19 protein-coding genes are annotated in these 22,726 nt (G+C 36.4%); all 19 read left to right on the top strand.

What is annotated here, in order from left to right; genetic code table 11:
• The first annotated feature begins 12 nt into the window (after positions 1–12).
• The 19 genes from A5821_RS07385 (at position 13) to A5821_RS07295 (ending at position 22,509) form a co-directional block, all read left to right on the top strand.
• Positions 13–528, top strand: a complete 516-nt coding sequence (locus A5821_RS07385) for a hypothetical protein (RefSeq protein WP_086313927.1) — start codon at positions 13–15, stop codon at positions 526–528.
• A 156-nt stretch (positions 529–684) separates the two neighbouring features.
• Entirely contained in the window at positions 685–1,659 is a 975-nt protein-coding gene (locus A5821_RS07380; protein WP_086313926.1) for an NAD-dependent epimerase/dehydratase family protein, read from the top strand.
• Between the two features lie 133 nt (positions 1,660–1,792).
• Positions 1,793–2,533 carry a glycerophosphodiester phosphodiesterase gene (locus tag A5821_RS07375; RefSeq protein ID WP_086313925.1) on the top strand — a complete coding sequence of 247 codons (741 nt, stop codon included), beginning with the start codon at positions 1,793–1,795 and terminating at the stop codon, positions 2,531–2,533.
• A 5-nt stretch (positions 2,534–2,538) separates the two neighbouring features.
• Entirely contained in the window at positions 2,539–3,459 is a 921-nt protein-coding gene (miaA, locus tag A5821_RS07370) for a tRNA (adenosine(37)-N6)-dimethylallyltransferase MiaA (protein ID WP_283936095.1), read from the top strand.
• Positions 3,460–3,462: 3 nt separating this feature from the next.
• Positions 3,463–4,704, top strand: a complete 1,242-nt coding sequence (gene hflX, locus A5821_RS07365; RefSeq protein WP_086313923.1) for a GTPase HflX — start codon at positions 3,463–3,465, stop codon at positions 4,702–4,704.
• 162 nt (positions 4,705–4,866) lie between these two features.
• Positions 4,867–6,189, top strand: a complete 1,323-nt coding sequence (locus A5821_RS07360) for a DUF6056 family protein (RefSeq protein WP_086313922.1) — start codon at positions 4,867–4,869, stop codon at positions 6,187–6,189.
• A 73-nt stretch (positions 6,190–6,262) separates the two neighbouring features.
• The gene (locus tag A5821_RS07355) at positions 6,263–6,886 is read left to right on the top strand and encodes an alpha/beta fold hydrolase (RefSeq protein ID WP_086313921.1); all 624 of its coding nucleotides are present in this window, start codon (positions 6,263–6,265) and stop codon (positions 6,884–6,886) included.
• A gap of 361 nt (positions 6,887–7,247) precedes the next feature.
• The gene (locus A5821_RS07350) at positions 7,248–7,631 is read left to right on the top strand and encodes a MerR family transcriptional regulator (RefSeq protein ID WP_010764139.1); all 384 of its coding nucleotides are present in this window, start codon (positions 7,248–7,250) and stop codon (positions 7,629–7,631) included.
• A gap of 44 nt (positions 7,632–7,675) precedes the next feature.
• On the top strand, positions 7,676–9,016 hold the full coding sequence (glnA, locus tag A5821_RS07345) for a type I glutamate--ammonia ligase (protein WP_086313920.1): 1,341 nt from the start codon (positions 7,676–7,678) through the stop codon (positions 9,014–9,016).
• A gap of 216 nt (positions 9,017–9,232) precedes the next feature.
• On the top strand, positions 9,233–9,541 hold the full coding sequence (locus A5821_RS07340) for an antibiotic biosynthesis monooxygenase family protein (protein WP_086313919.1): 309 nt from the start codon (positions 9,233–9,235) through the stop codon (positions 9,539–9,541).
• Between the two features lie 130 nt (positions 9,542–9,671).
• Positions 9,672–10,691, top strand: a complete 1,020-nt coding sequence (locus A5821_RS07335; RefSeq protein ID WP_086313918.1) for a DUF3114 domain-containing protein — start codon at positions 9,672–9,674, stop codon at positions 10,689–10,691.
• Between the two features lie 196 nt (positions 10,692–10,887).
• Positions 10,888–14,562: a pyruvate:ferredoxin (flavodoxin) oxidoreductase gene (gene nifJ / locus A5821_RS07330; protein WP_086313917.1), complete on the top strand. Its 3,675-nt coding sequence runs from the start codon at positions 10,888–10,890 to the stop codon at positions 14,560–14,562.
• A gap of 159 nt (positions 14,563–14,721) precedes the next feature.
• The gene (gene cdaA, locus A5821_RS07325) at positions 14,722–15,609 is read left to right on the top strand and encodes a diadenylate cyclase CdaA (protein ID WP_086314324.1); all 888 of its coding nucleotides are present in this window, start codon (positions 14,722–14,724) and stop codon (positions 15,607–15,609) included.
• Entirely contained in the window at positions 15,606–16,754 is a 1,149-nt protein-coding gene (locus tag A5821_RS07320) for a CdaR family protein (RefSeq protein ID WP_086313916.1), read from the top strand. The genes cdaA and A5821_RS07320 overlap by 4 nt, the downstream gene beginning before the upstream one ends.
• A gap of 90 nt (positions 16,755–16,844) precedes the next feature.
• Positions 16,845–18,200 carry a phosphoglucosamine mutase gene (glmM, locus tag A5821_RS07315; protein ID WP_086313915.1) on the top strand — a complete coding sequence of 452 codons (1,356 nt, stop codon included), beginning with the start codon at positions 16,845–16,847 and terminating at the stop codon, positions 18,198–18,200.
• A 217-nt stretch (positions 18,201–18,417) separates the two neighbouring features.
• Positions 18,418–19,275, top strand: a complete 858-nt coding sequence (locus tag A5821_RS07310) for an SAM hydrolase/SAM-dependent halogenase family protein (protein WP_086313914.1) — start codon at positions 18,418–18,420, stop codon at positions 19,273–19,275.
• A 10-nt stretch (positions 19,276–19,285) separates the two neighbouring features.
• The gene (locus A5821_RS07305; protein WP_086313913.1) at positions 19,286–19,837 is read left to right on the top strand and encodes an ECF-type riboflavin transporter substrate-binding protein; all 552 of its coding nucleotides are present in this window, start codon (positions 19,286–19,288) and stop codon (positions 19,835–19,837) included.
• A 132-nt stretch (positions 19,838–19,969) separates the two neighbouring features.
• A complete protein-coding gene (locus A5821_RS07300) occupies positions 19,970–21,679 on the top strand; it encodes an ABC transporter ATP-binding protein (RefSeq protein ID WP_086313912.1) in 1,710 nt (569 codons plus the stop codon).
• Complete coding sequence (locus A5821_RS07295; RefSeq protein WP_086313911.1) at positions 21,676–22,509, top strand: energy-coupling factor transporter transmembrane component T family protein; 834 nt, start codon at positions 21,676–21,678, stop codon at positions 22,507–22,509. The genes A5821_RS07300 and A5821_RS07295 overlap by 4 nt, the downstream gene beginning before the upstream one ends.
• Positions 22,510–22,726: the final 217 nt, after the last annotated feature.

Genomic DNA, 22,726 nt, shown 5'->3' with positions numbered 1-22,726 from the left:
AGAGGATTAACAATGAAAAATAAAAAACTTTTGTTTTTATTTTGTCTCGTCATTTTAGTAATAGCTGTTGTTGTCTTTGTTAGAATGAATGATAAAAAAAGTACTAAAAATCAAGAAGTAGAGACAAATTCATCTCAAAGCACAGATGTTTTTGATAAGTCGAACGTGATAAATTATTCTAGTGAAACGGAAGTATCCTACAGCTATGAGGAAGTTACTCTTAGTATGGAAGAGATAGGAAAATATAGAGAAGAGATTGAGCAAGCTGGTTTTGACAGTACATTATTTACGGATCAGGAAATTCAAGTAATGCAGTCTAAAATAAAGAAAAATGGTCAATCAATTTCCCAATATTTAAAAGATCAACCTGATAAATCAATCGATGAAACTGAAATAGACAAAGCTCGTGACGAATTAAAAGCAGCGAACATCGATCCAGATAAGATGCATAATAATGAAATTGTTGAGTTGATAAAAGAAGCAAAGAAAGAAAAAAAATCAGTAGTAGAAGTTGCAAAAGAAAAATGATCTTGTCTTCAAATGTATGACTGATCAAACAATTAGGTGAAAAACTAGTTGTCCTCAGGGACAGCTAGTTTTTTAATTAAAGTAGACCTCTTTGAATATCCATGATAAACTAAAGAAGTTAAGAAATTCTATTTAAAAACTAGGAGTTACTACTACATGAATAATATATTAATTACTGGTGGTGCAGGTTTTATCGGCTCTACCTTAGCCAATTTTTATAGTAAGGATCATAAAGTTACGGTCATTGATGATTTATCTATGGGAAGTAAGAGCAATTTAGAAACGACTGCCAACCTATGCTTTATAGAAGGTAGCGTGACGGATCATGAATTAATGACTGAGGTTTTAACACAAACCCAGTTTGATTACATTTTCCATTTAGCTGCAATTGCAAGTGTGGCGGACTCTGTGGCACGTCCGTTGGAGACGCATCAAATAAATTTTGATAGTGTTTTTCAATTGTTAGAATTAGTCAGAAACAATCAATTCGGATTAAAACGTTTGTTGTTTGCTTCATCTGCTGCTGTATATGGAGATGAGCCAACGTTACCTAAACAAGAGGAATCAGTTATTCGCCCATTAACACCGTATGCAATCGATAAATTTGCAGCGGAAAAATATGTGGTTGATTATTATCATTTGTATGATATTCCAACAAGTGCTGTACGGTTCTTTAATGTTTATGGTCCAAAACAAAATCCTGAATCCCCTTATTCTGGCGTTATATCTATTATGATGGATCGCTATAAAAAGCTATTGAATAAAGAAGCGACAACTTTTACTATGTTTGGTGATGGAACCCAGTCGAGAGATTTTGTATTCATTGAAGATGTCATTCAAGCACTAAATCTTATTGCTACATCGCAAGATTCACTAGGAGAAGTGTATAATATTGGCACGGGTGAAGCAATTGACTTAAATAAATTAGTTTCTACTATAAACGATCTGTTAGAAGTTGATTTGCCAATTTGTTATGAAGAGGAACGTTCTGGAGACATCAAACATTCTCTCGCCGACATTTCTAAAGTAAAAGCAGTAGGATACCAACCCAAGTACAATATTAAATCTGGACTTGAAAAGTACGTTTCTTACGAGCTGGCTAATAGAGATAAAGAAGGTTTAGATAACTAAGTATATTTTCCAAATAGAATAGCGAAACAGGCGGGAACTGTGACTCTCGTCTGTTTTTTTATGATAGAATTTTTTTAATTGTTTGATACTGGATGTTATGAGTGATACAATGATTTCGATTGGAGGGAGAACTGTGACGAAAATAATCGCCCACCGTGGGAGCAAAGGAACCCATCCAGAAAATACTTTAGCAGCATTTCAAGAAGCTGTTCGTGTTGGTTCTGATGGAATCGAATTGGATGTTCAGTTATCAAAAGATAATCAATTGATCGTGATTCATGATGAAACGATTGATCGTACAACAAATGGACACGGAGAAGTTGGTCAGCTAACATTAGCAGAATTAAAACAATTGGATGCAGGTAGCTGGTTCAAAGAAAACCCAATGTTTCAGGAAGTGCCTACATTAAACGAAGTGTTGATGTTACTAAAAAAAGAGAATTTTTGTGGTCTATTGAATATTGAAATCAAAACAGATAAGATACATTATGAAGGCATTGAACAGATGCTCGTTCAACTCTTGCAGTCACAACAATGGCCCTTTGAATATATGTATTCAAGCTTCTATTTCAAAAGTTTGGAAAAAATTTGGGAATTGGGAAAAAATCAAAAAATTGCGTCTATATTTTATATCTCCAAAAGAGAGGAACAACGAGCAATTCAGTCAGAATTTATTGAAGGAATCCATCCTAATATTGAGTGGGTAGTCAAACACGTAGATGATTTAGTCGATTTTCCCAAAGCGATAAGACCTTGGACGGTTAATGACGAAGAAAAAATGAAACTATGTTTTGTTCACCATTTAGCAGGGATTCACACAGATTTTCCTGAACTAGCAATAAAAATACGCGAATTGATACAAAATAAAGGATGAAACGATTGAAAAAAGTATTAGTGATTGCAGGACCAACAGCTGTTGGAAAAACCTCTTTAAGTATTGAACTGGCAAAAAAATTGAATGGAGAAATCATTAGTGGAGATTCAATGCAAGTTTATAAACAGCTTGACATCGGAACGGCAAAAGTAACGGAAGAAGAGCGTGAAGGTATTGAACATCATTTGATAGATTGTCGAGAATTATCTGAGACATATTCTGTAGCCGATTTTCAAAAAGAAGGTCGTCAAGCGATTGATAACATTATCGCAAAAGGAAAGTTACCGATCGTTGTAGGTGGGACAGGGTTGTATATTCAAGCTTTGCTTTATGACTTTGAACTAGGAGCTAAGGATGAGTCGCCAGAAATACGTGAAAAATATCAAAGATTTGCTGAACAACACGGCAATCAACAATTATGGGAATTACTTCATAAAAAAGATAAGCAGGCTGCTGAAAGTATCCATTTTAATAACCAAAAAAAAGTGATTCGTGCGCTGGAAGTCTTCGATAAAACAGGTTTTAGTATTTTAACTCCTAAAGAAACGCCAAAAAAATTATACGATTATTTTTTAATTGGATTAGAAACAGAGCGCACAATGCTTTATGAACGAATCAATAGACGGGTCGATCAAATGGTGACACAGGGACTTTTAAATGAGGCTGAACAGCTTTATAGGTGTCAAACAAAACAATCCATTCAAGGAATCGGGTACAAAGAGTTTTTTCCTTACTTTGAAGGTAGGGAAACATTAGTTGAAGCAACAGAGCAAGTAAAGCAAAATTCAAGAAGATACGCGAAGAGGCAATTGACTTGGTTTAAAAATCGCATGAACGCCAGCTGGTGGGATTTAGTACAAGAGCCTGATGCTATTTCAGATTTAGAAAAGGAAATAGAGGACTGGCTGGGTTCTTCGGAAGGATAAAGTATGGACAAAATAGCAGAAAAGGTCATTTTAGTGGGGGTAGAAACAGAAGAAAATTATGCTCGCTTTGAAGGGTCTATGAAGGAATTGAAAAATTTGACTAAGACAGCACAAGGAGAGGTTGTCTTTTGTTTAACGCAAAAACGTCCCCGTGTAGATTCTCAGACTGTGATCGGTAAAGGAAAAGTAGAAGAATTAGTTCAATTAGTTGACGCTTATGAAGCAGATATCGTCATTTTTAACCATGAACTAACACCTAGACAAAATCAGTTGATTGTTGAAGCTGTAGGTGTGAAAGTTATCGACCGAGTACAATTGATTCTAGACATTTTTGCAATGCGGGCACGTTCAAAAGAAGGGAAATTACAAGTTGAACTAGCTCAGTTGAATTATTTACTGCCAAGATTGATCGGGCAAGGTAAACAATTATCCCGTTTAGGGGGAGGAATCGGTACAAGAGGTCCAGGAGAAACTAAGCTTGAGTCAGATCGTCGGCATATTCGTAATAAGATCATTGCAATCAGGCGTGAACTAAAGGAAGTAACGGCTCATCGTGAACGAAGCAGACAGAAACGCCAGTCTTCAGATATTTTTCAAATTGGCTTGATCGGTTATACAAACGCAGGAAAATCAACGATTTTAAACTTACTAACAACTGCTGGAACTTATTCTGAAGATCAACTATTTGCAACATTAGATCCTTTAACGAAGAAATGGCAGCTTCCCCAAGGAATGATCGTAACTCTGACAGATACTGTAGGGTTTATTCAAGATCTGCCAACGCAGTTGATCGAGGCCTTTCAATCAACATTAGAAGAAAGTCGAGGAATGGATTTATTATTACATGTAGTGGATGCAAGTGCAAATGAGCGTTTACAACATGAACAAACGGTTGTTGAATTACTAAACGATTTAGATTTAGAACAGATTCCTGTTTTGACTATTTATAATAAAAGTGATCAGATTGATGAGACTGACTTTGTTCCAACCTTGTTCCCGAATGTATTGGTTTCAGCAAAAAGTACTTTAGGCAAAGAGCAGCTAACAAAAGCAGTTCGAGAGAAGATGATGGAGTTGCTCGTTCCATACGAGTTTGATATTCCTTCAAACAAAGGACAACAATTAAGTGAATTAACGCGCCAGACATTGCTTTTATCAGAAGTCTTTGAAGAAGTTGAAAATGTGTATCGTGTTAAAGGATTTGCTAAAAAAAATTCTAAATGGACGAGAGAGCTAGAAAAATAAGTAACAGAATTATTCGCTATACGTAATTGAAATATTATAGTATATAACTGAGTAAAAAAACGTTTATAGCGTTTATTTACTCAGTTATTTTTTTTTAGTCAGTGTAGTTATTTGACTTGTGAAATGCTATACTAAAAAAAAGAGGTTAGGCGGTATTTTAATTTGCAAAAGGTTATTAAAAGTAATAAGGGGTACTATTTATTTTATGTTGGTTTGTTTATATTGGCGTTGTTATATCTTTTGAATTTTAACGTGGACATGGGTTCTGATGATGGTTGGTTTATGAAGGTGTCTAGAGAGCATACTTTCTGGGGATTTTTGCAATGGCGTTATGATAATTGGTCTGCTCGCTTATTTCCAGAAGCGATGCTGTATTTGATTTTTTTAGTTCCTTTATTTGTTCATCATGTAATTAGCGCCAGTGCCTGGTTGTTATATAGTTATTCGTTGGTTCGACTAATCGTAGGAACCGTTAGTCGCAAAAATTTTCTAGTCGCATTTTTATCCCTTGGTTTGATCAATATCTGGGTCATGAAAGACTCGATTTTTTGGATTACTGGATCTATTAACTATTTATGGCCTTTAGCATTAGGTCTGTTTTCAATGATTCCTTATGCGGATAATTTTTTTAGAAATAAAAAAACGTCCGTTTGGCTATATGTGTTGCCTGCATTTATTTTTTCATTTTCAAATGAGCAGTTGATTGCTTGTGTTATTGGTGTTGTTTTGGTTTATCATGGAGCAATGTTGGTTCACAAGCGAAAAGAAAATTATTTTCTTTATATTCCAACTGCATTTTTTATGTTTGGACTTACCTTTATGATTTTAGCTCCGGGAAATAAGCTTAGGATGAAGCAGGAAATTGATATGTGGATGCCGGATTTCAATGAGCTGTCACCATTTTCCAGAGTATTGAGAGGCAGTTCATGGTTATTTGAGGGGTGGCAGACAAAATTATTATTGCTATTTCTCGTTATTCTAGTGATTTCTTTTGTCATTGATTCTTCGAAACTTTTAGCTAAGGTGACAATGGGGTATACAGTATTTTTGGCTTTACTGATGTATAATTTTCCTAAAAAGCTCACTGATTTTCAGAAGATTAACGAAGGGAATTGGACCCAATCTCTAAAATCAGGAAATGTGTTAAATGGAGGGCTACTTACTCCCTTGTTACCTTATTTATTGTGGGCTGTTTTCTTTGGTTTAGTTATCTCGTTTTCTATATCAGTTGCTAAACAGAAAATTTTTATTGGTTTGAGCTATAGTGCGGCCTTATTTTCTTCATTATTGATGTGTTTTTCTCCGACGATGTACGCTTCTGGTGCAAGAGTATTTTTATGTTCATCGATTTTTTTACTAATGATTTCATTTATACTCTATCAACAAGTTCTAGTACATAGAACTCAAGATGAGAATAGACGATTACTATTTTATGCTTGCTTTGTACCTGTGATAAACTTCCTTTGTGTTCTCTGTATATCTTGAAAAGTCTAGATATTGCTATGAGAATGTTCATTTGTATTGCAAGAGGAAGGAATAGAAATAGAGGGGGATATTGATGGAGTATGTTTTTGTTCATGGTTTAGGGCAACGATCATCCAGCTGGGAGCAGACAATTTCATTTATGAGCGAACCAGAGGAGATAAGATGTCCAGACTTATTTGCACTTCTTGAAAATAAAGAATGTACATATGCTAGTTTGTATGAAGTTTTTTCAACGTATTGCGAGGCTATTCCAGAGCCGTTAAATTTATGTGGACTCTCATTGGGAGGAATTCTTGCGTTGAACTATGCAATTGATTATCCTGAAAAAGTTGATTCACTTGTATTAATTGGAGCTCAATATAAAATGCCAAAGAGACTACTTAAATTCCAAAATATGATTTTCCAAGTTATGCCTAATTCTACTTTCAAAAAAATGGGTATGCAAAAGCAAGAATTAATACAGTTAACAGGCTCTATGAGCGATTTGGATTTTAGTAGTAAATTGAAAGATATTTCTTGCGATACTTTGGTTCTTATCGGGGGAAAAGATCGTGCTAATAAAAAAGCGGCAGAGCGCTTGGCTGAAAAGATAGAGAGAGCCAAGTTGCGTATTGTGCAAGCTTCAAGTCATGAAGTGAACGTAGCGAGACCAGAAGACTTGGGACAAGAGTTAGAAGTGTTTTATAAATCGAGATAAGTAAGACTATCCTTTGCGATAGGTTTGAATAAGCATCAAGATAAATACAGTGCTTTTGAAGTCTGACCTAATTGAGTTAGATTCCAAAAGGCACTGTTTTTTATCTTTTTTGAGGAAAACCACCTGATGTATTTGTTTTTTTTCTTGAATATTTAAAGTTATGTCAGAAAACCTAACATAAATGATTGACAATAGAAAAAAGTATTGATATTCTATATCTAATCTATCAGCTATGCAGGCTAGTTCCTAAGAAAAAAGATAAAATATGTCTGTGGTAAAGAAATACTGCATCCATATCGACCTATTTTTTTGTCAGTGCTGAACAGTTTGCTGCGCTTTTAAATAAGAGAGGGGGGTGGATATGAGAGAGAAGGAACTGAGAAGATCAATGTCGGTTTTTCCAATTGGTACAGTTATGAAGCTGACTGATCTATCAGCACGTCAAATCCGTTATTATGAAGAGCAAGATTTGATTCATCCTGAAAGAAGCGAAGGAAACCGCCGTATGTATTCACTGAATGACATTGATGTATTACTTGAAATCAAGGATTATTTGTCAGATGGTCTAAATATGGCAGGAATCAAGCGCGTCTATGAAATGAAACTGGAAGAACAAATGCATGCGCAAGAGTCAAATAAACCGCTGACTGATGAAGACGTTCGGAAAATTTTATATGACGAACTTATTTCTCAAGGTGGACTTACTCAACAAAATCCATTCCAATCCAGAGGACCAAAATTGTAACAGTTGAGCTTTACACAAAAAAATGAAGGACGTGAAGGAAGACAATGACGAAAAAACAAAACACAGTAGAAGATATCAAACGAATAGCAGATGAAGAAAATGTTCGATTTTTACGATTAATGTTTACAGACATTATGGGAACAATCAAAAATGTGGAAGTTCCAGTGAGCCAATTAGACAAAGTATTGAGTAATAAAATGATGTTTGATGGTTCTTCTATTGAAGGTTTTGTGAGAATCGAAGAGAGCGATATGTACTTATATCCGGATGTATCAACGTGGATGATTTTTCCTTGGGAAAGTACGCACGGGAAAGTTGCTCGTCTGATTTGCGATATTTACAATCCAGATGGAACTCCTTTTGCAGGAGATCCTCGTGGTAATTTAAAGCGTGCATTGGCAGATATGGAAGCATTAGGGTTTACTTCTTTCAATCTTGGGCCTGAACCAGAGTTTTTCCTATTCAAATTGGATGAAGATGGTAAAATTACGACAGATCTAAATGATAGAGGGGGCTACTTTGATTTTGCGCCGACAGATCTTGGTGAGAATTGTCGTAGAGATATTGTTCTGGAGCTAGAAAGTCTTGGGTTTGAAGTTGAAGCTTCTCATCATGAAGTAGCACCAGGACAACATGAGATTGATTTTAAATATGCAGACGTCATTGAAGCATGTGATAATATCCAAACATTTAAGTTAGTTGTTAAAACGATTGCCAGGAAACATGGGCTGCATGCGACATTCATGCCAAAACCATTATATGGAATCAGTGGTTCAGGGATGCATTGTAATATGTCGCTATTTAAAGGCGATGAGAATGTTTTTTACGATGAAAATGGTCCAATGCAATTAAGTCAAACAGCGTATCATTTCCTTGGTGGTTTACTAAAACATGCGCGTGCGTATACGGCTGTTTGTAATCCAACGGTTAATTCGTATAAACGTTTAGTACCAGGATATGAAGCACCAGTTTATGTTGCATGGAGTGGTCGTAATCGTTCACCGCTAGTACGAGTTCCTGAATCACGTGGTTTATCGACTCGTTTAGAATTACGCTCAGTTGATCCTTCAGCTAATCCGTATTTAACAATGGCTGTCCTTTTACAAGCTGGACTAGATGGAATCAAAAATGAGATCGTTCCACCAGAAGCTGTTGACCGTAACATTTATGTGATGAATGAAGAAGAACGAAAAGAAGCACAAATCCATGATTTACCTTCAACGATCCATAACGCGATTAAAGAATTACGTAAAGATGACGTAATGATCGATGCACTAGGTAGTCATATCTATGCAAATTTTGTTGAAGCGAAACGTATGGAATGGGCTGCTTTCCGCCAAACGGTTTCTGAATGGGAAAGAGAGCAATATTTAGAATTATATTAATCACTATGTGAGGTTGGGACAAAAGCGCCTAGCTCCGATAAATAAGAAGGAAATACTTTTTCACTACCGTTTATTCGGATATTAAGGGGCTGAGATATAACTCGAAGAGTTATGTCCCAGCTCTATTTTTTATCGCAACAGCTCGTTAAGAAAAATGAAGTATGCTATAATTGATTGAGAATCATTATCAATTAAAAATGGAAAGGAGAGAGCTGTATGATTGTTCAGACTGTTACTTTTGTTATAAAAAAAGAAGGCAAAGAAATATTTGAAGCAAAAACAAGTAAAGATGTTGCTTCAATGTTAGGATTTTCTGGGTGCCTATCAAGTGAATGTTGGTTTTCAGAGGATAAAGATACCTGTGAGTTTATGCTGGTTTCTAAATGGCAGAGTAAAAAAGACTTTCAAAACTGGCTGAAACGACCAGAACATTTACAAGAGCATCGTGATGCCCACAAGAATAAAGAGACTAAACCGTCCATCGTTATAGAGAAAATTAGAAAAAGTTATGAAGTTTCTGCTTAAAATATACAGTTTCAGGTCCAAGGCAATTTTTATTTGTTTTGGATTTTTTCTTTTTTGCCGTTCAAATTTGTGTAAATTTAACAAAAAAGCAGGTATAGTAGAAGTCAAACAAAGACTAAGGGGAAATGATATGACAGAGGTAGATTTTTCTTCGACGATCCTCGAAAGAATAGAAAAACTTCAGCAACAAGGGTGGGATAAGGCTGCTCTAACTGTCTACATAAATAATATAAAAGAAATTAGTGATCAATCGCCATTTTTTGTTGGTTCTAAGATCTATACAGAAATGTTTAACAATAGTCAACTCTCAGATAAAGAAAAAGTGTTACTGGTTATTGACCATTTAGGTGGTTATCTGGATGAGAGGGGAGATTTACGGCTAGCAACAACTGAATATCGATTTTGCCCCCAAATGCCGCCGGGTGATCTATTTTTTTATAGCTATGCAAAAGCCGTGCAGCGAGCATATCCGACTGGTTTGATAATAGCGCAAGCAGACAAAAAATTAACAAAAGTAGCCCTCAAGAAAAAATACGCAGATGAAACCAGAATCCACCAATTTAGAAATCAATTGGATAGATGTAATATAAACTATGTGGAAAACTATAAAAAAAAATATGGACTAGAAAATGATGAAGCCGCAATAAAAATGATTCTTGGCAATGATTGGTTTTATGCAGATCCTCAATATCATAATCGTGCTCATTTAGACACAGATATATCAACAGAGGATTTAAAAAAAGGAACTAGGACTCTTAAAAATAAAGGGTTAGTAAAGAAAATCAGAAAACGTGGTTTTTATCGAAAGATTTTGTCTGCGGATTATCATAGTGAATTTATTTTAGATGAACACGGTCAGCTTTTAAGTCAATGGAGCGAACGAGTGAAAACAGGCGGTCTTTTAGACAGTGCAATCGTGAATGGTGAATCATTTAACTATGGGGAGCAACCAAAATTTGATCCCGAACATACGCACGATACATTGGATGGCAATCCACCTCGATATTTTGATACAAATAAACGAAATCATCTTAAGCAGAAGTGGCTATCTCCTACAGATAATTTATTTTATCAACTCGTTAGACGCCTAGGAGAAAAAGGGATAAGGTATAAAAGAAAAAGAAGCAACTCAAAGTTGAATAAACAATGACTAAAGTTAGGATTAGCTTGATCCTGACTTTTTTTTCACAAAAAAACTACTTATTTTGAAGTAAGAAAGGTAAATAATCGTTAAGTTTGTGAAATGTTTTCACAAACTGTTTCAAAATTGGATAGCTTCCGTTATAATAAAGAAGAATATGCGTGCAACTATTCTACTTTTAGATAGAAGGATGATGAATATTATTATGCGAAAAATGAAGACGATGGATGGAAATACAGCAGCCGCATACATTTCATATGCATTTACCGAATTAGCGGCTATTTATCCAATTACACCAAGTTCGACGATGGCTGAACTTGTCGATCAATGGTCAGCCGAAGGCAAACAAAATATCTTTGGACAACCTGTTAAAATCGTTGAAATGCAATCAGAAGCAGGTGCCGCAGGTGTGGTGCATGGTTCACTGAAAACAGGTGCGTTAACAACTACATATACTGCATCACAAGGCTTACTATTAATGATTCCAAATATGTATAAGATCGCAGGAGAACTGCTTCCATCTGTTTTCCACGTTGCGAGTCGGGCGTTAACCACGAATGCGTTGAACATTTTTGGTGATCATGGAGATGTTATGGCTGCTCGTCAGACTGGGTTTGCCATGCTATGTGAAAGCAGTGTGCAAGAAGTGATGGATTTATCTGCGGTTGCTCACTTATCATCAATTGAATCCAGTGTTCCATTTATCAATTTTTTTGATGGATTTCGGACAAGTCATGAAATTCAAAAAATCGAAGTATTAGAATATGACGAATTAGCACCATTATTGGATCAAGAAAAATTAGCTAATTTCCGCAGCAGAAGTATGAACCCAAATCATCCTTCCGTAAGTGGAACAAACCAAAATCCTGATATCCATTTTCAACAACGGGAAACGATCAATAGTTATTATGAACAGATTCCACTTGTTGTGAAGAAATATATGGATGAAATCAATGAGTTAAGAGGAACGGACTATGATTTAGTTACGTACTATGGAGCAGCAGATGCAGAAGAAGTGATTGTTTCCATGGGATCAGCTGCTCAAACAATCGAACAAACAATCGATTATTTAACGAAACAGGGCAGAAAAGTTGGGTTTTTGAATATTCATTTGTATCGTCCATTTCCTGTTGAAAACTTCTTAGAAAAAATGCCTAAAACAGTTAAAGCAATCGGCGTAATGGATCGGACAAAAGAACCAGGAGCAGGCGGTGAGCCTTTACTTTTAGATGTACAAAGTGCGATGTATGAATCAGATCTGCGTCCAATGATCATCGGTGGACGCTATGGATTGGGATCAAAAGATGTTTTACCAAATCAAATTATTGCGATTTATGACGAATTATTAAAAGACAAAAAAACAGTAAAATCTCGTTTTACAATTGGAATTGTAGACGATGTGACCTATACTTCACTTGATTGTGGGGAAGCACTGGATCTAACTAATCCAAAAACGTATCAAGCAAAATTCTGGGGTTTTGGTTCAGATGGAACAGTTGGTGCGAATAAATCGGCAATTAAAATCATTGGAGATCATACGGATAAATATGCTCAGGGATTCTTCTATTATGATTCGAAAAAATCTGGTGGACTGACAGTTTCTCATTTACGTTTTGGTGAGACGCCGATTCGTTCAACTTATTTGATTGAGCATGCGGATTTTGTTGCGTGTCATACTGCAGCGTATTTAAATACGTATGACTTAGTGAAAGGGTTGAAAAAAGGCGGCACATTTTTACTGAATACAGTTTGGAATGATGAGCAATTAGAGCGCTTTTTACCAAATAAATTAAAACGCTATCTAGCTGAAAATGACATTGATTTTTATACAATCAATGCGGTTAAGCTAGCCAGCGAAGTTGGTTTAGGTGGACGGATCAATACTGCGATGGAGACAGCCTTCTTCAAATTAGCGGATATCATGCCGTTTGGTGAAGTGTTACCGATTTTAAAAGAAGAAGCCTTCAAAAGCTACGCGCGCAAATCGATGTCTGTAGTAGAGAAAAATGTTCAAGCAATCGAACGTACGGTTGAGCTTTTACACAAGGTCGAAGTTCCGGCTGCTTGGAAAACGGTTGAAATAAAACCGAAAGCTCGTAAGGCAAACATCACTGATTACGTGCATGAAATTGTAGAACCAATCAATCGCCAAGAAGGAAATGAGCTTGCCGTTAGTGCTTTCATCAAAAATGATATGACAGACGGGCGAATGCCGCTTGGCACAACTGCTGTGGAAAAACGTGGCATTGCTGTTGAAGTCCCAGAATGGAATAGCGATCGTTGTACGATGTGTAATGAATGTGCTTTTGTTTGTCCACATGCGGCAATTCGTCCGTTTTTAGCAGATGATGAGGAAATGGAAGAAGCACCTGAAGGATACATTGTCAGAGAAATGCGTGGAGCGGATGGATTAAAATACCGCATTCAAGTTTCTATAGAAGATTGCACTGGTTGCGGACTTTGTGTGGATGCTTGTCCTGCTAAGGGGAAAGCTCTGGTTATGAAACCATACGAAGAACAAAAAGAACAAGCAATGAACTGGGCATTCTCTATGACGTTGAAACAAAAAGAAAATCCTGCCAAACCTAACACAGTTTTAGGCACGCAATTTAATAAGCCGCTATTAGAGTTTTCAGGAGCTTGTTCTGGTTGTGGAGAGACTCCTTATGTGAAATTATTGACCCAAATGTTCGGTGATCGGATGATGATTGCAAATGCTACTGGTTGTTCTTCCATTTGGGGCGGAGCGGCTCCAGTGTCTCCTTATACCACAAATGAGCAAGGTCAAGGACCCGCTTGGTCGAATTCATTGTTGGAAGATAATGCGGAATTTGGTTATGGCATGCTGTTAGCTAGTCAAACTCGTCGTGAACATTTAGCGATGAAAATGAGTGACGCAATGCATGTAGCTTCTCCTGAATTAACACTATTGATGGAAGACTGGATCGACCATATGCATACTGGTGAAGGGACACAACAACGAGCGGCAAAACTAAAAGCAGCCTTGCTTGATGAAAAAAATGGTAAACCTTTACTAGAGGCAATTTATGAAGACCATGATTTGTTTGTGAAAAATAGTCAATGGATGATTGGTGGAGATGGTTGGGCTTACGATATCGGTTATGGAGGTATCGATCATGTTCTTGCTAGCGGTGCAGATGTCAATATGCTGGTTTTAGATAATGAAGTATATTCTAATACAGGCGGACAAACATCAAAAGCAACACCTGCGTCTGCCATCGCAAAATTTTCTGCAAGCGGAAAATATGTCTCTAAAAAAGATTTAGGCATGATGGCAATGACCTATGGCAATGTTTATGTTGCTCAAATTGCGTCAGGTGCTAATCAAATGCAGACGATCAAAGCCTTTGAAGAAGCAGAGCGTTTCCCTGGACCATCGATTATTATTGCTTATACCCCATGTATTACCCATGGATTAGCGGGTGGTATGAGTAAAACTTTAGAAGAAGCAAAAGAAGCTGTTAATTCTGGTTATTGGTCATTATATCGCTACAATCCAGAGTCAAGAGAGTCAGGAAAAAATCCAATGACTTTAGATTATAAAAAACCGAATTTTGAAGAAATGCAAGCATTTATGCGTAAACAAGTTCGTTTTTCTTCATTAGAATCTACACAACCTGAATTTGCAGGTAAGCTTTTTGAAAAAACTGTTGAAGATGCGAAAAATCGCTTTTACAATTATGCCCGCATGGCTGGTCAAGAAGAAAAAATTCGTGCAAAACTAGAAAAAACAACAGATGAAGTAGTTGTTGAAAAAGCCCCACGCGTGAAAAAAGAGCGAGTGACGGATCCAGAAGCTGATGCAAGAAGAGCAGCGAGACGAGCTGAACGTGCAGCAAAACGCGGAAAAACAGAATAATAAAAAGTCCGTTTGATTTGGAATGAAAGAAGTGAGATACTTAAATCTACTTCTTTCATTTTTTATTTAAATTTTTCTATCGTTCGTACTCATCCTGTAACCAAGTAAAAGATTATGGTATACTTATTAAGAAATCTTCAGAAAGAGGTGAGGTTTATGATGTCTTTTCAACTTAGTCAATTATTTGATTTAAATTATTGGCGACAATTGATCTCATCTGATTTCTTGTCCCGTGATTATATTATTAATATTATCGATATTCTGGTAGTATGGTATCTTGTCTACAAGTTGATTATGCTTGTCAAAGGTACAAAAGCTGTCCAGCTATTAAAAGGAGTCGCAGTTTTTATTGGAATTCGTGCTTTAAGTGAAATTATTGGTCTACATACATTATCCTGGCTGATGAATCAAGTCATCATGTATGGTGTGATTGCAGCGGTCGTGATTTTTCAACCGGAAGTCCGGCGAGGGTTAGAGCATCTCGGTAGAAGTTCATTTTTCCGCACGACTAAATCTGAGCAGCAAGAAGATGAAAAAATGATTCTTGCCTTTGATAAAGCCATTCAATATATGTCCAAACGAAAGATTGGTGCTCTGATCACAGTGGAAAGAAATACTGGGTTGGACGAATATATTGAAACGGGTATTCCGCTAGATGCTGATATTACTGGGGAATTGCTGATCAATATTTTTATTCCGAATACACCGCTGCATGATGGCGCAGTGATCGTGAAGCAAGGGAAAATCGCCGTAGCAAGTGCTTATTTGCCTTTGTCAGAAAGTAACTTGATTCCAAAAGAATTCGGTACCCGCCATAGAGCAGCTGTCGGTATCAGTGAAGTCAGTGATGCTGTGACGATTATTGTGTCGGAAGAAACAGGTGATGTTAGTTTAACATTAAACAACGATTTAATTCCTAGATTAACACAGGAAGAGTATTTAAAAATTCTCAGAGCAGAATTAGTGCCAGACGAAGAAAGTAAAGACAAAAAGAATCTTTTGCAACACTTCCTCGAAGGTGTTTCGAAAGGGGCGAAGAAGCGATGAAAAAGCCCTCACAAAGTAATTGGGTATCTGGATTATTAGCATTACTTTTTACTTTGGTACTATTTTTCAATGTCAATTCATCTGGAAATATCTCCAATATGTCAGGTACAACCCAAGTGTATGACGAAATGCTTTATAATATTCCAGTTCAAGTAGAATATGATCAAAGCAAGTATTTTGTATCTGGTTATGAAGAAACCGTTAATGTCCATTTAAGCAGCGCCAATCGTATCCAATTGAATTTAGAAGCGAATGAAGATACTAGAAATTTTCAAGTTGTTGCTGATTTAACGAAGACGCCGCTTGGAACTTCAGAAATCCAATTAAGAGTTAAAGGTTTGAGTACTGCTGTGACAGCTGAAATAGAACCGAAAACGATCACAGTGACTGTCGAGAAAAAAGTAACCAAAGTATTTAACGTAGAAGCTCAATTGCCAGAGTCCATTGAGGCTGAAGGCTATAAAGTGGAGAAAATTGCAGTAAACCCTAAAACAGTAAAAATCACAACAGGTGAAGAGACTGCTAAAGCGATCACTCGCGTTATTGCACCACTATCAAATGTTAAGCAATCCGTTGACACGATCAAACAAACGGTCAATGTTCAGGCTATTGATAGTAAAGGGCAAGTGTTAAGTATTGAAAATCCGGCACCACAAGTAAAAGTTGTCGTTGATTTAACGTTGCCTTCAAAAGAAGTTGGGTTGACAATCAGTCCAACAGGGTCACCACCTTCGGGCGTTGAGCATTATACCTTTAATCTCTCTGAGCAAAAAGTTGAAATTAGAGGAACAAAATCAGTATTAGATGCTATCGACACGATAGAATTACCTATTGATGTTAGTAATATAAAATCATCAACTAAAAAGAAAATAAAGATTCCGACAAACGCAGAGTACATTGTTTTACCAGAGGAAGTAGAAGTGACGATCAATCCAATCTTTGCAGAAACGAATAATAGTTTTTCTGAAACTGGCGGACAAAGTACAACAACATCTTATTCAAGTCAAGTTTCGCCAAACCCGTTGCCGTCCAGTGAAAAAACAACTAGTTCCTCTAGTAGCTCCAGCTCGTCAAGTTCATCAAGTGTTGAGAGTACTGATGAAGAGGGGACAAGTAATGGGAGTAGTTCAGTTCCTGCAAATTAAGTTGATCGACTTAGGTGATCAGCTGTTTCGTTTGAGTTTTGCTAAATAGAAGTAGCTGTTGCTACCTTAGTAAGTAGAAGGAGAGTTATAATGGGTAAATATTTTGGAACAGATGGTGTTAGAGGGATTGCCAATAAGGAATTAACACCAGAATTAGCATTTAAATTAGGACGTTTTGGCGGATATGTATTAAGCCAACATGAAGATTCCACACGTCGTCCAAGAGTATTAGTCGGTCGTGATACACGTATCTCAGGTCAGTTATTAGAACAAGCCTTGATTTCAGGATTGTTATCTGTTGGAATCGAAGTTTTTCAATTAGGTGTTATATCAACACCAGGAGTTGCTTATCTAACAAGATTGCAAAAAGCTTCAGCTGGTGTCATGATCTCAGCATCACATAATCCAGCAGAAGATAATGGTATTAAGTTTTTTGGTTCAGATGGGTTTAAATTAGTAGATGATCAAGAACTTGAAATCGAAGCATTACTGGATGCAGAAGAAGACAATTTACCTCGTCCTTCAGCAGAAGGGTTAGGAACACTTGACGAATTTCCAGAAGGGTTATTGAAGTATTCGCAATTCTTAGTCCAAACAATTCCAGGTGATTTGTCTGGTTTGACTGTTTGTATAGATGCTGCAAATGGTGCAACTGCAACCTCAGTCAACCGCTTGTTCGCAGACTTAGAAACTGATTTTTATACAATGGGTACAAGTCCTAATGGCTTGAATATCAATGATGGTGTTGGATCTACACATCCTGAAAAATTAGCCGAAATGGTTGTTGAAAAAGGGGCAGATGCGGGTCTCGCTTTCGATGGTGATGGTGATCGAATTATTGCCGTTGATGAGTTGGGGAACATTGTAGATGGGGATAAGATCATGTTTATCTGTGCGAAGTATCTTGCTGAAAAGAATCGCTTGAAAAAAGATACGATCGTTACAACCGTCATGAGTAATTTAGGTTTCCGTAAAGCTGTTGAAGCAGCTGGAATGAAAGATGTAATCACTCAAGTCGGTGATCGTTATGTCGTTGAAGAAATGCGTAAAAATGACTATAATTTTGGCGGTGAACAATCAGGTCATATGATTTTCTTGGATTATAATACAACAGGTGATGGAATGCTTTCGGGTATTCAATTATTAAATGTAATGAAACAAACAGGAAAAAAATTGTCAGAACTTGCTTCTGAATTGACGGTTTATCCACAAAAATTAGTGAATATTCGAGTGACAGACAAACATGGTGCGATGGATGTTCCTGCAATCAAAGAAATAGTTGAATTGATGGAGACAGAAATGAATGGTGATGGTCGTATTTTGGTTCGACCTTCTGGAACGGAACCATTGTTGCGTGTGATGGCGGAAGCACCAACACAAGAAAAAGTAGATTATTATGTTGATAAAATTGCTGATGTTGTGAAAGCAGAAATCGGCATAGGCTAAAGATATTTGAATAACCTGTCTACATGGAATCATGTAGCAGGTTATTTTTCTGGTTGTATAAATGACGAATAATATTAGAATTGTTTTCGTGATCGTTCGATAATTTTATTGACAGAATAAACAGAAAAAGGTACTATGTTTGAGAATTGATGGGAAAGAGCTCCCTATCAATCCATTTTTTATAAACATATGGAACTATGAAGAGAGGAGTAATATGATGGGGAATTACTTAGTTTTACAAACCGATTTTGGACTCGGTGATGGAGCAGTAAGTGCAATGTATGGTGTAGCGCATATGGTGAGTGATGAAATCATCATTGGTGATTTGACACATGAAATTCCTCCCTATGATATCTGGGCTGCTTCTTATCGGTTGTATCAAACGGTAAAGTATTGGCCAAAGGGCACAGTTTTCGTGTCTGTTGTCGATCCAGGAGTAGGTAGTACAAGGAGAAGCATCGTAGCAAAAACCAGTTCTGGTCATTATATTATTACGCCAGATAATGGATCTCTAACACATATTTCCCATTATCAGGGAATTGAAGAAATTCGATCGATCGATGAAGTTACGAGTCGTTTGCCGCATTCAGAAGAGAGCCACACATTTCATGGTCGAGATATTTATGCCTACAATGGTGCGCGATTGGCAAGTGGTGAAATTTCTTTTGAAGATCTAGGTAGTACAGTTGCAATTGATTCTATCGAAAGATTGACTTTGATTGAAGCAAAACATGATAAACATATTTTAGAAGGTAGTATCGATGTTTTAGATATTCGATTTGGTTCTTTGTGGACAAATATTCCATTGGCTTTTATGAAACAAGAAAATATTGTTCATGACGATCAATTGCAAGTAACGATCTATCATCAAGGAAAAAAAGTTTACCAGAATATCATGAAGTTCGCTAAATCTTTTGCAGATGTGAATATTGGAGAACCTTTAGTTTATGTTAATTCTTTGGTGAATATTGGTGTAGCAGTCAATCAAGATTCATTTTCTAAATTGTATCATATTGGAACTGGAACGGACTGGACGATCCAATTAAGGAAAGCGCCAAAGATAATTTTTGAATAGGAGTGGGAATATGAAAAAAGAATTTTCAGTAAAAACAATCGTAGCAATTGGGATCGGTTCAGCGGTATTTGTTATTTTGGGTCGTTTTGTTGTGATTCCAACAGGATTTCCTAATACAAATTTAGAAACAGCTTATCCTTTTCTGGCTTTGATTTCTGTTATTTTTGGACCGGTAGCTGGTGGCTTGATTGGTTTGATTGGGCATACATTAAAAGATTTTACCACTTATGGCAGTGCATGGTGGAGTTGGATTGTTTGTTCTGGTATCATAGGAATGATATACGGTTTTGCAGGTAGAAAAATTGATCTTCAACATGGCGAATTCAATAAAAAAGACATTATTCATTTTAATATTTATCAAGTGATTGGAAATGCTGTAGTTTGGGGCTTGATTGCACCAACTTTAGATGTATTGATTTATAGTGAACCAGCTAGCAAAGTATACACGCAAGGTGTGATTGCTGTTATATTAAATATTATTGCAGTGGGAATCATTGGTACCTTATTGATGGCAGCCTATGCCGCAACGAGAACTAAAAAAGGTAGTTTAACAAAAGATTGATTATGTAGTAAAATGAAGTTAGTATAAATATCTTTTCTGAAATAAAATTAAGGGCGAGAAAAAGCAAGCTTGATTTTAAAGCTTAACAGCCTTTTCTTGTCCTTTTTTACATAGAATAAAGGAGTGGCATCAATGAAAAAACCACTGATAACGTTTAATGATTTTTCGTTCCAATATCATAGTCAGGCTGAACCAACATTACATAATATTGATTTAACGATCTATGAAGGAGAGAAAGTCTTGATCGTTGGTCCAAGTGGTAGTGGTAAATCAACTTTCGCTCAGTGTATCAATGGCTTGATCCCGTACAGCTATGAAGGAGAAATAACTGGAGAAGTAACCATTGGCGACAAAAAATTAACAGAGACAAGTTTATTTGATTTATCTTTTGATGTTGGAACTGTTTTACAAGATACAGATGGTCAGTTTATTGGGTTAACTGTTGGGGAAGATGTCGCATTTGCTCTGGAGAATGATGAAGTTCCACAAATTAAGATGAAAGCAGAAGTGGATCACTGGACTGAAGTAGTTGGTTTGAATGGCTTTTTACATCATCGACCGCAGGATTTGTCTGGCGGACAAAAACAACGAGTCTCGATGGCAGGTGTTTTGATTGATGAAGCGCCGATCTTATTATTTGATGAACCATTAGCGAATCTAGATCCCAAAACAGGGAAAGAAACAATCGCACTGATTGAAGAAATCCATCAAAAAACCAAAACAACTATTTTGATTATTGAACATCGCTTAGAAGATGTTTTATATCGTTCAGTCGATCGGGTGATTGTTTTTAACGAGGGCCGTATCGTCGCTGATTTACCTGCGGATGAATTATTGAAGACAAATATCCTCACAGAACATGGAATTCGAGAACCACTGTATATAACAGCCATGAAATATGCAAATGTTGACTTGGAAACAGTAACATATCTATCTACTATTGAAAAAGTTCAAGCACCAAATCTAAAAGAACAAATAGAAAAATGGATGAAAAATCAAACGAAAATTCCAGAGAAAAAGACATTATTGCCATTATTGGAACTAGAAAATGTGACATACCAATATGATCGAACGGATCGTTCTGTTTTAAATGATGTTTCGGTTACGTTTAATCGAGGCGAAATGCTTAGCATTGTTGGGGAAAATGGAGCGGGGAAATCAACATTGAGTAAAGCTATCTGTGGTTTTGTTACACCCCAATCTGGAAAAATGAGTTGGTTAGGAGAAGACTTTACACAATTCTCTATTAAAGAGCGTGCTGATAAGATCGGGTTTGTCATGCAAAATCCGAATCAAATGATTTCCAAGAAAATGATTTTTGAAGAAGTAGCTTTAGGGCTGACTTTGAAGGGGATTCCTAAGGAAGAAATCAATGTACGAGTTGAAAAGGTGCTGAAAATCTGTGGTTTGTATTCATTTCGTCATTGGCCGATTTCAGCGCTTAGTTTTGGACAGAAGAAGCGAGTTACGATTGCTGCAATTTTAGTTTTAGAGCCTGAAATGATTATATTAGATGAGCCAACTGCAGGGCAAGATTTCAAACATTATACTGAGATGATGACATTTTTGGAAGAGTTGAATAAGCTGGGTGTGACAATTGCGATGATCACGCATGACATGCATTTGATGTTGGAATATACAGATCGTGCTTTGGTATTGTACGATGGCAAAATCATTGCAGATACAACGCCTGTGAAGGTTTTGACTAACACTGAGTTGGTTGACCGAGCTTCACTAAAAGAAACGAGCTTATTTACTTTTGCTCAACATTTAGGAATGGATGATCCATTTTTATTTACAGAAAACTTTATGACATATGATCAGGAGGTGCGTTTGAAATGAATGAACATCAAATGTTAGGGTATATTCCTGATCATACAGTTATTCATAAATTGAACGGAACAGCCAAATTAATTTTTTTGATTCTGTTATCTGTCGCTTGTATGACGACCTATGATACACGTTTTTTAATAGGCATGACGATATTTTCATTGGTTTTATTTAGGTTTTCGAATATTAAATGGCATCAGATTTCATTTGTTGTAAAATTTATTTTTGTATTCTCATTATTGAATATTATTGCGGTTTATCTGTTTGCCCCAGAATACGGTGTAGAACTGTATCAGTCTAGAACAGTGATTTGGGAAGGGATCGGTCGATTTACCCTTACGCAAGAGCAATTATTCTACGAATTCAATTTAGTTTTAAAGTATTTTTGTACGATTCCATTAGTGTTGATTTTTCTATTAACGACAAATCCAAGTGAATTTGCTTCTAGCTTAAATCGCATCGGTGTTAGTTATAAAATCAGTTATGCTGTTGCTTTGGCTATTCGTTATATTCCAGATATTCAAGAAGATTTTATTAATATCTCTCTAGCTCAACAAGCGCGCGGCTTTGAAATGTCTAAAAAAGGCAAACTAAGCCAACGATTGAAAGGAACTGCGCAAATTGTTTTTCCATTGATTCTTTCAAGTTTAGATCGGATAGAGACGATCAGTACTGCGATGGAGCTACGTCGATTTGGAGAGAAGAAGAAAAGAACGTGGTATGCCCAACAGTCTTTTCAAACTTCTGATTTTCTTGTTATGGGATTAGCTGTTTTACTAACGATTATTAGCTTTGCTTTATTCAAAGTGAATGGCGGACGATTTTATAATCCATTTAGTTAACAATTTTAAAGATATTATGTTAAACTCTATGACTTACACTAAAAACCGCACGATGCATCTGATGCATTGTGCGGTTTTTAGACAATTTAGAAAATGAACTGCTTACTTTTTACACTTTGTATTCATTTTTTTAAATTATTTCTATCGTGTTTTATATAGACCAATTTCTGTTTTTAATAAAAAAGTTGACAAATATATTTGTTTTGAGTTATTATTA

The sequence above is a fragment of the Enterococcus sp. 7F3_DIV0205 genome (assembly GCF_002141365.2).
In the GTDB taxonomy this organism is placed as follows: Bacteria; Bacillota; Bacilli; order Lactobacillales; family Enterococcaceae; genus Enterococcus_L; species Enterococcus_L palustris.
The sequence above is the reverse complement of the archived record's forward strand: the minus strand, read 5'-3'. Positions and strand labels throughout refer to the sequence as shown.

Coding starts and splice junctions, on each gene's coding strand:
- nifJ (WP_086313917.1), top strand. CDS start 10,888: ATGCGAAAAATGAAGACGATGGATGGAAATACAGCAGCCGCATACATT.
- A5821_RS07350 (WP_010764139.1), top strand. CDS start 7,248: ATGAGAGAGAAGGAACTGAGAAGATCAATGTCGGTTTTTCCAATTGGT.
- A5821_RS07340 (WP_086313919.1), top strand. CDS start 9,233: ATGATTGTTCAGACTGTTACTTTTGTTATAAAAAAAGAAGGCAAAGAA.
- hflX (WP_086313923.1), top strand. CDS start 3,463: ATGGACAAAATAGCAGAAAAGGTCATTTTAGTGGGGGTAGAAACAGAA.
- A5821_RS07380 (WP_086313926.1), top strand. CDS start 685: ATGAATAATATATTAATTACTGGTGGTGCAGGTTTTATCGGCTCTACC.
- A5821_RS07335 (WP_086313918.1), top strand. CDS start 9,672: ATGACAGAGGTAGATTTTTCTTCGACGATCCTCGAAAGAATAGAAAAA.
- A5821_RS07310 (WP_086313914.1), top strand. CDS start 18,418: ATGGGGAATTACTTAGTTTTACAAACCGATTTTGGACTCGGTGATGGA.
- A5821_RS07300 (WP_086313912.1), top strand. CDS start 19,970: ATGAAAAAACCACTGATAACGTTTAATGATTTTTCGTTCCAATATCAT.
- A5821_RS07355 (WP_086313921.1), top strand. CDS start 6,263: ATGGAGTATGTTTTTGTTCATGGTTTAGGGCAACGATCATCCAGCTGG.
- A5821_RS07305 (WP_086313913.1), top strand. CDS start 19,286: ATGAAAAAAGAATTTTCAGTAAAAACAATCGTAGCAATTGGGATCGGT.
- A5821_RS07320 (WP_086313916.1), top strand. CDS start 15,606: ATGAAAAAGCCCTCACAAAGTAATTGGGTATCTGGATTATTAGCATTA.
- A5821_RS07295 (WP_086313911.1), top strand. CDS start 21,676: ATGAATGAACATCAAATGTTAGGGTATATTCCTGATCATACAGTTATT.
- A5821_RS07385 (WP_086313927.1), top strand. CDS start 13: ATGAAAAATAAAAAACTTTTGTTTTTATTTTGTCTCGTCATTTTAGTA.
- glnA (WP_086313920.1), top strand. CDS start 7,676: ATGACGAAAAAACAAAACACAGTAGAAGATATCAAACGAATAGCAGAT.
- glmM (WP_086313915.1), top strand. CDS start 16,845: ATGGGTAAATATTTTGGAACAGATGGTGTTAGAGGGATTGCCAATAAG.
- cdaA (WP_086314324.1), top strand. CDS start 14,722: ATGTCTTTTCAACTTAGTCAATTATTTGATTTAAATTATTGGCGACAA.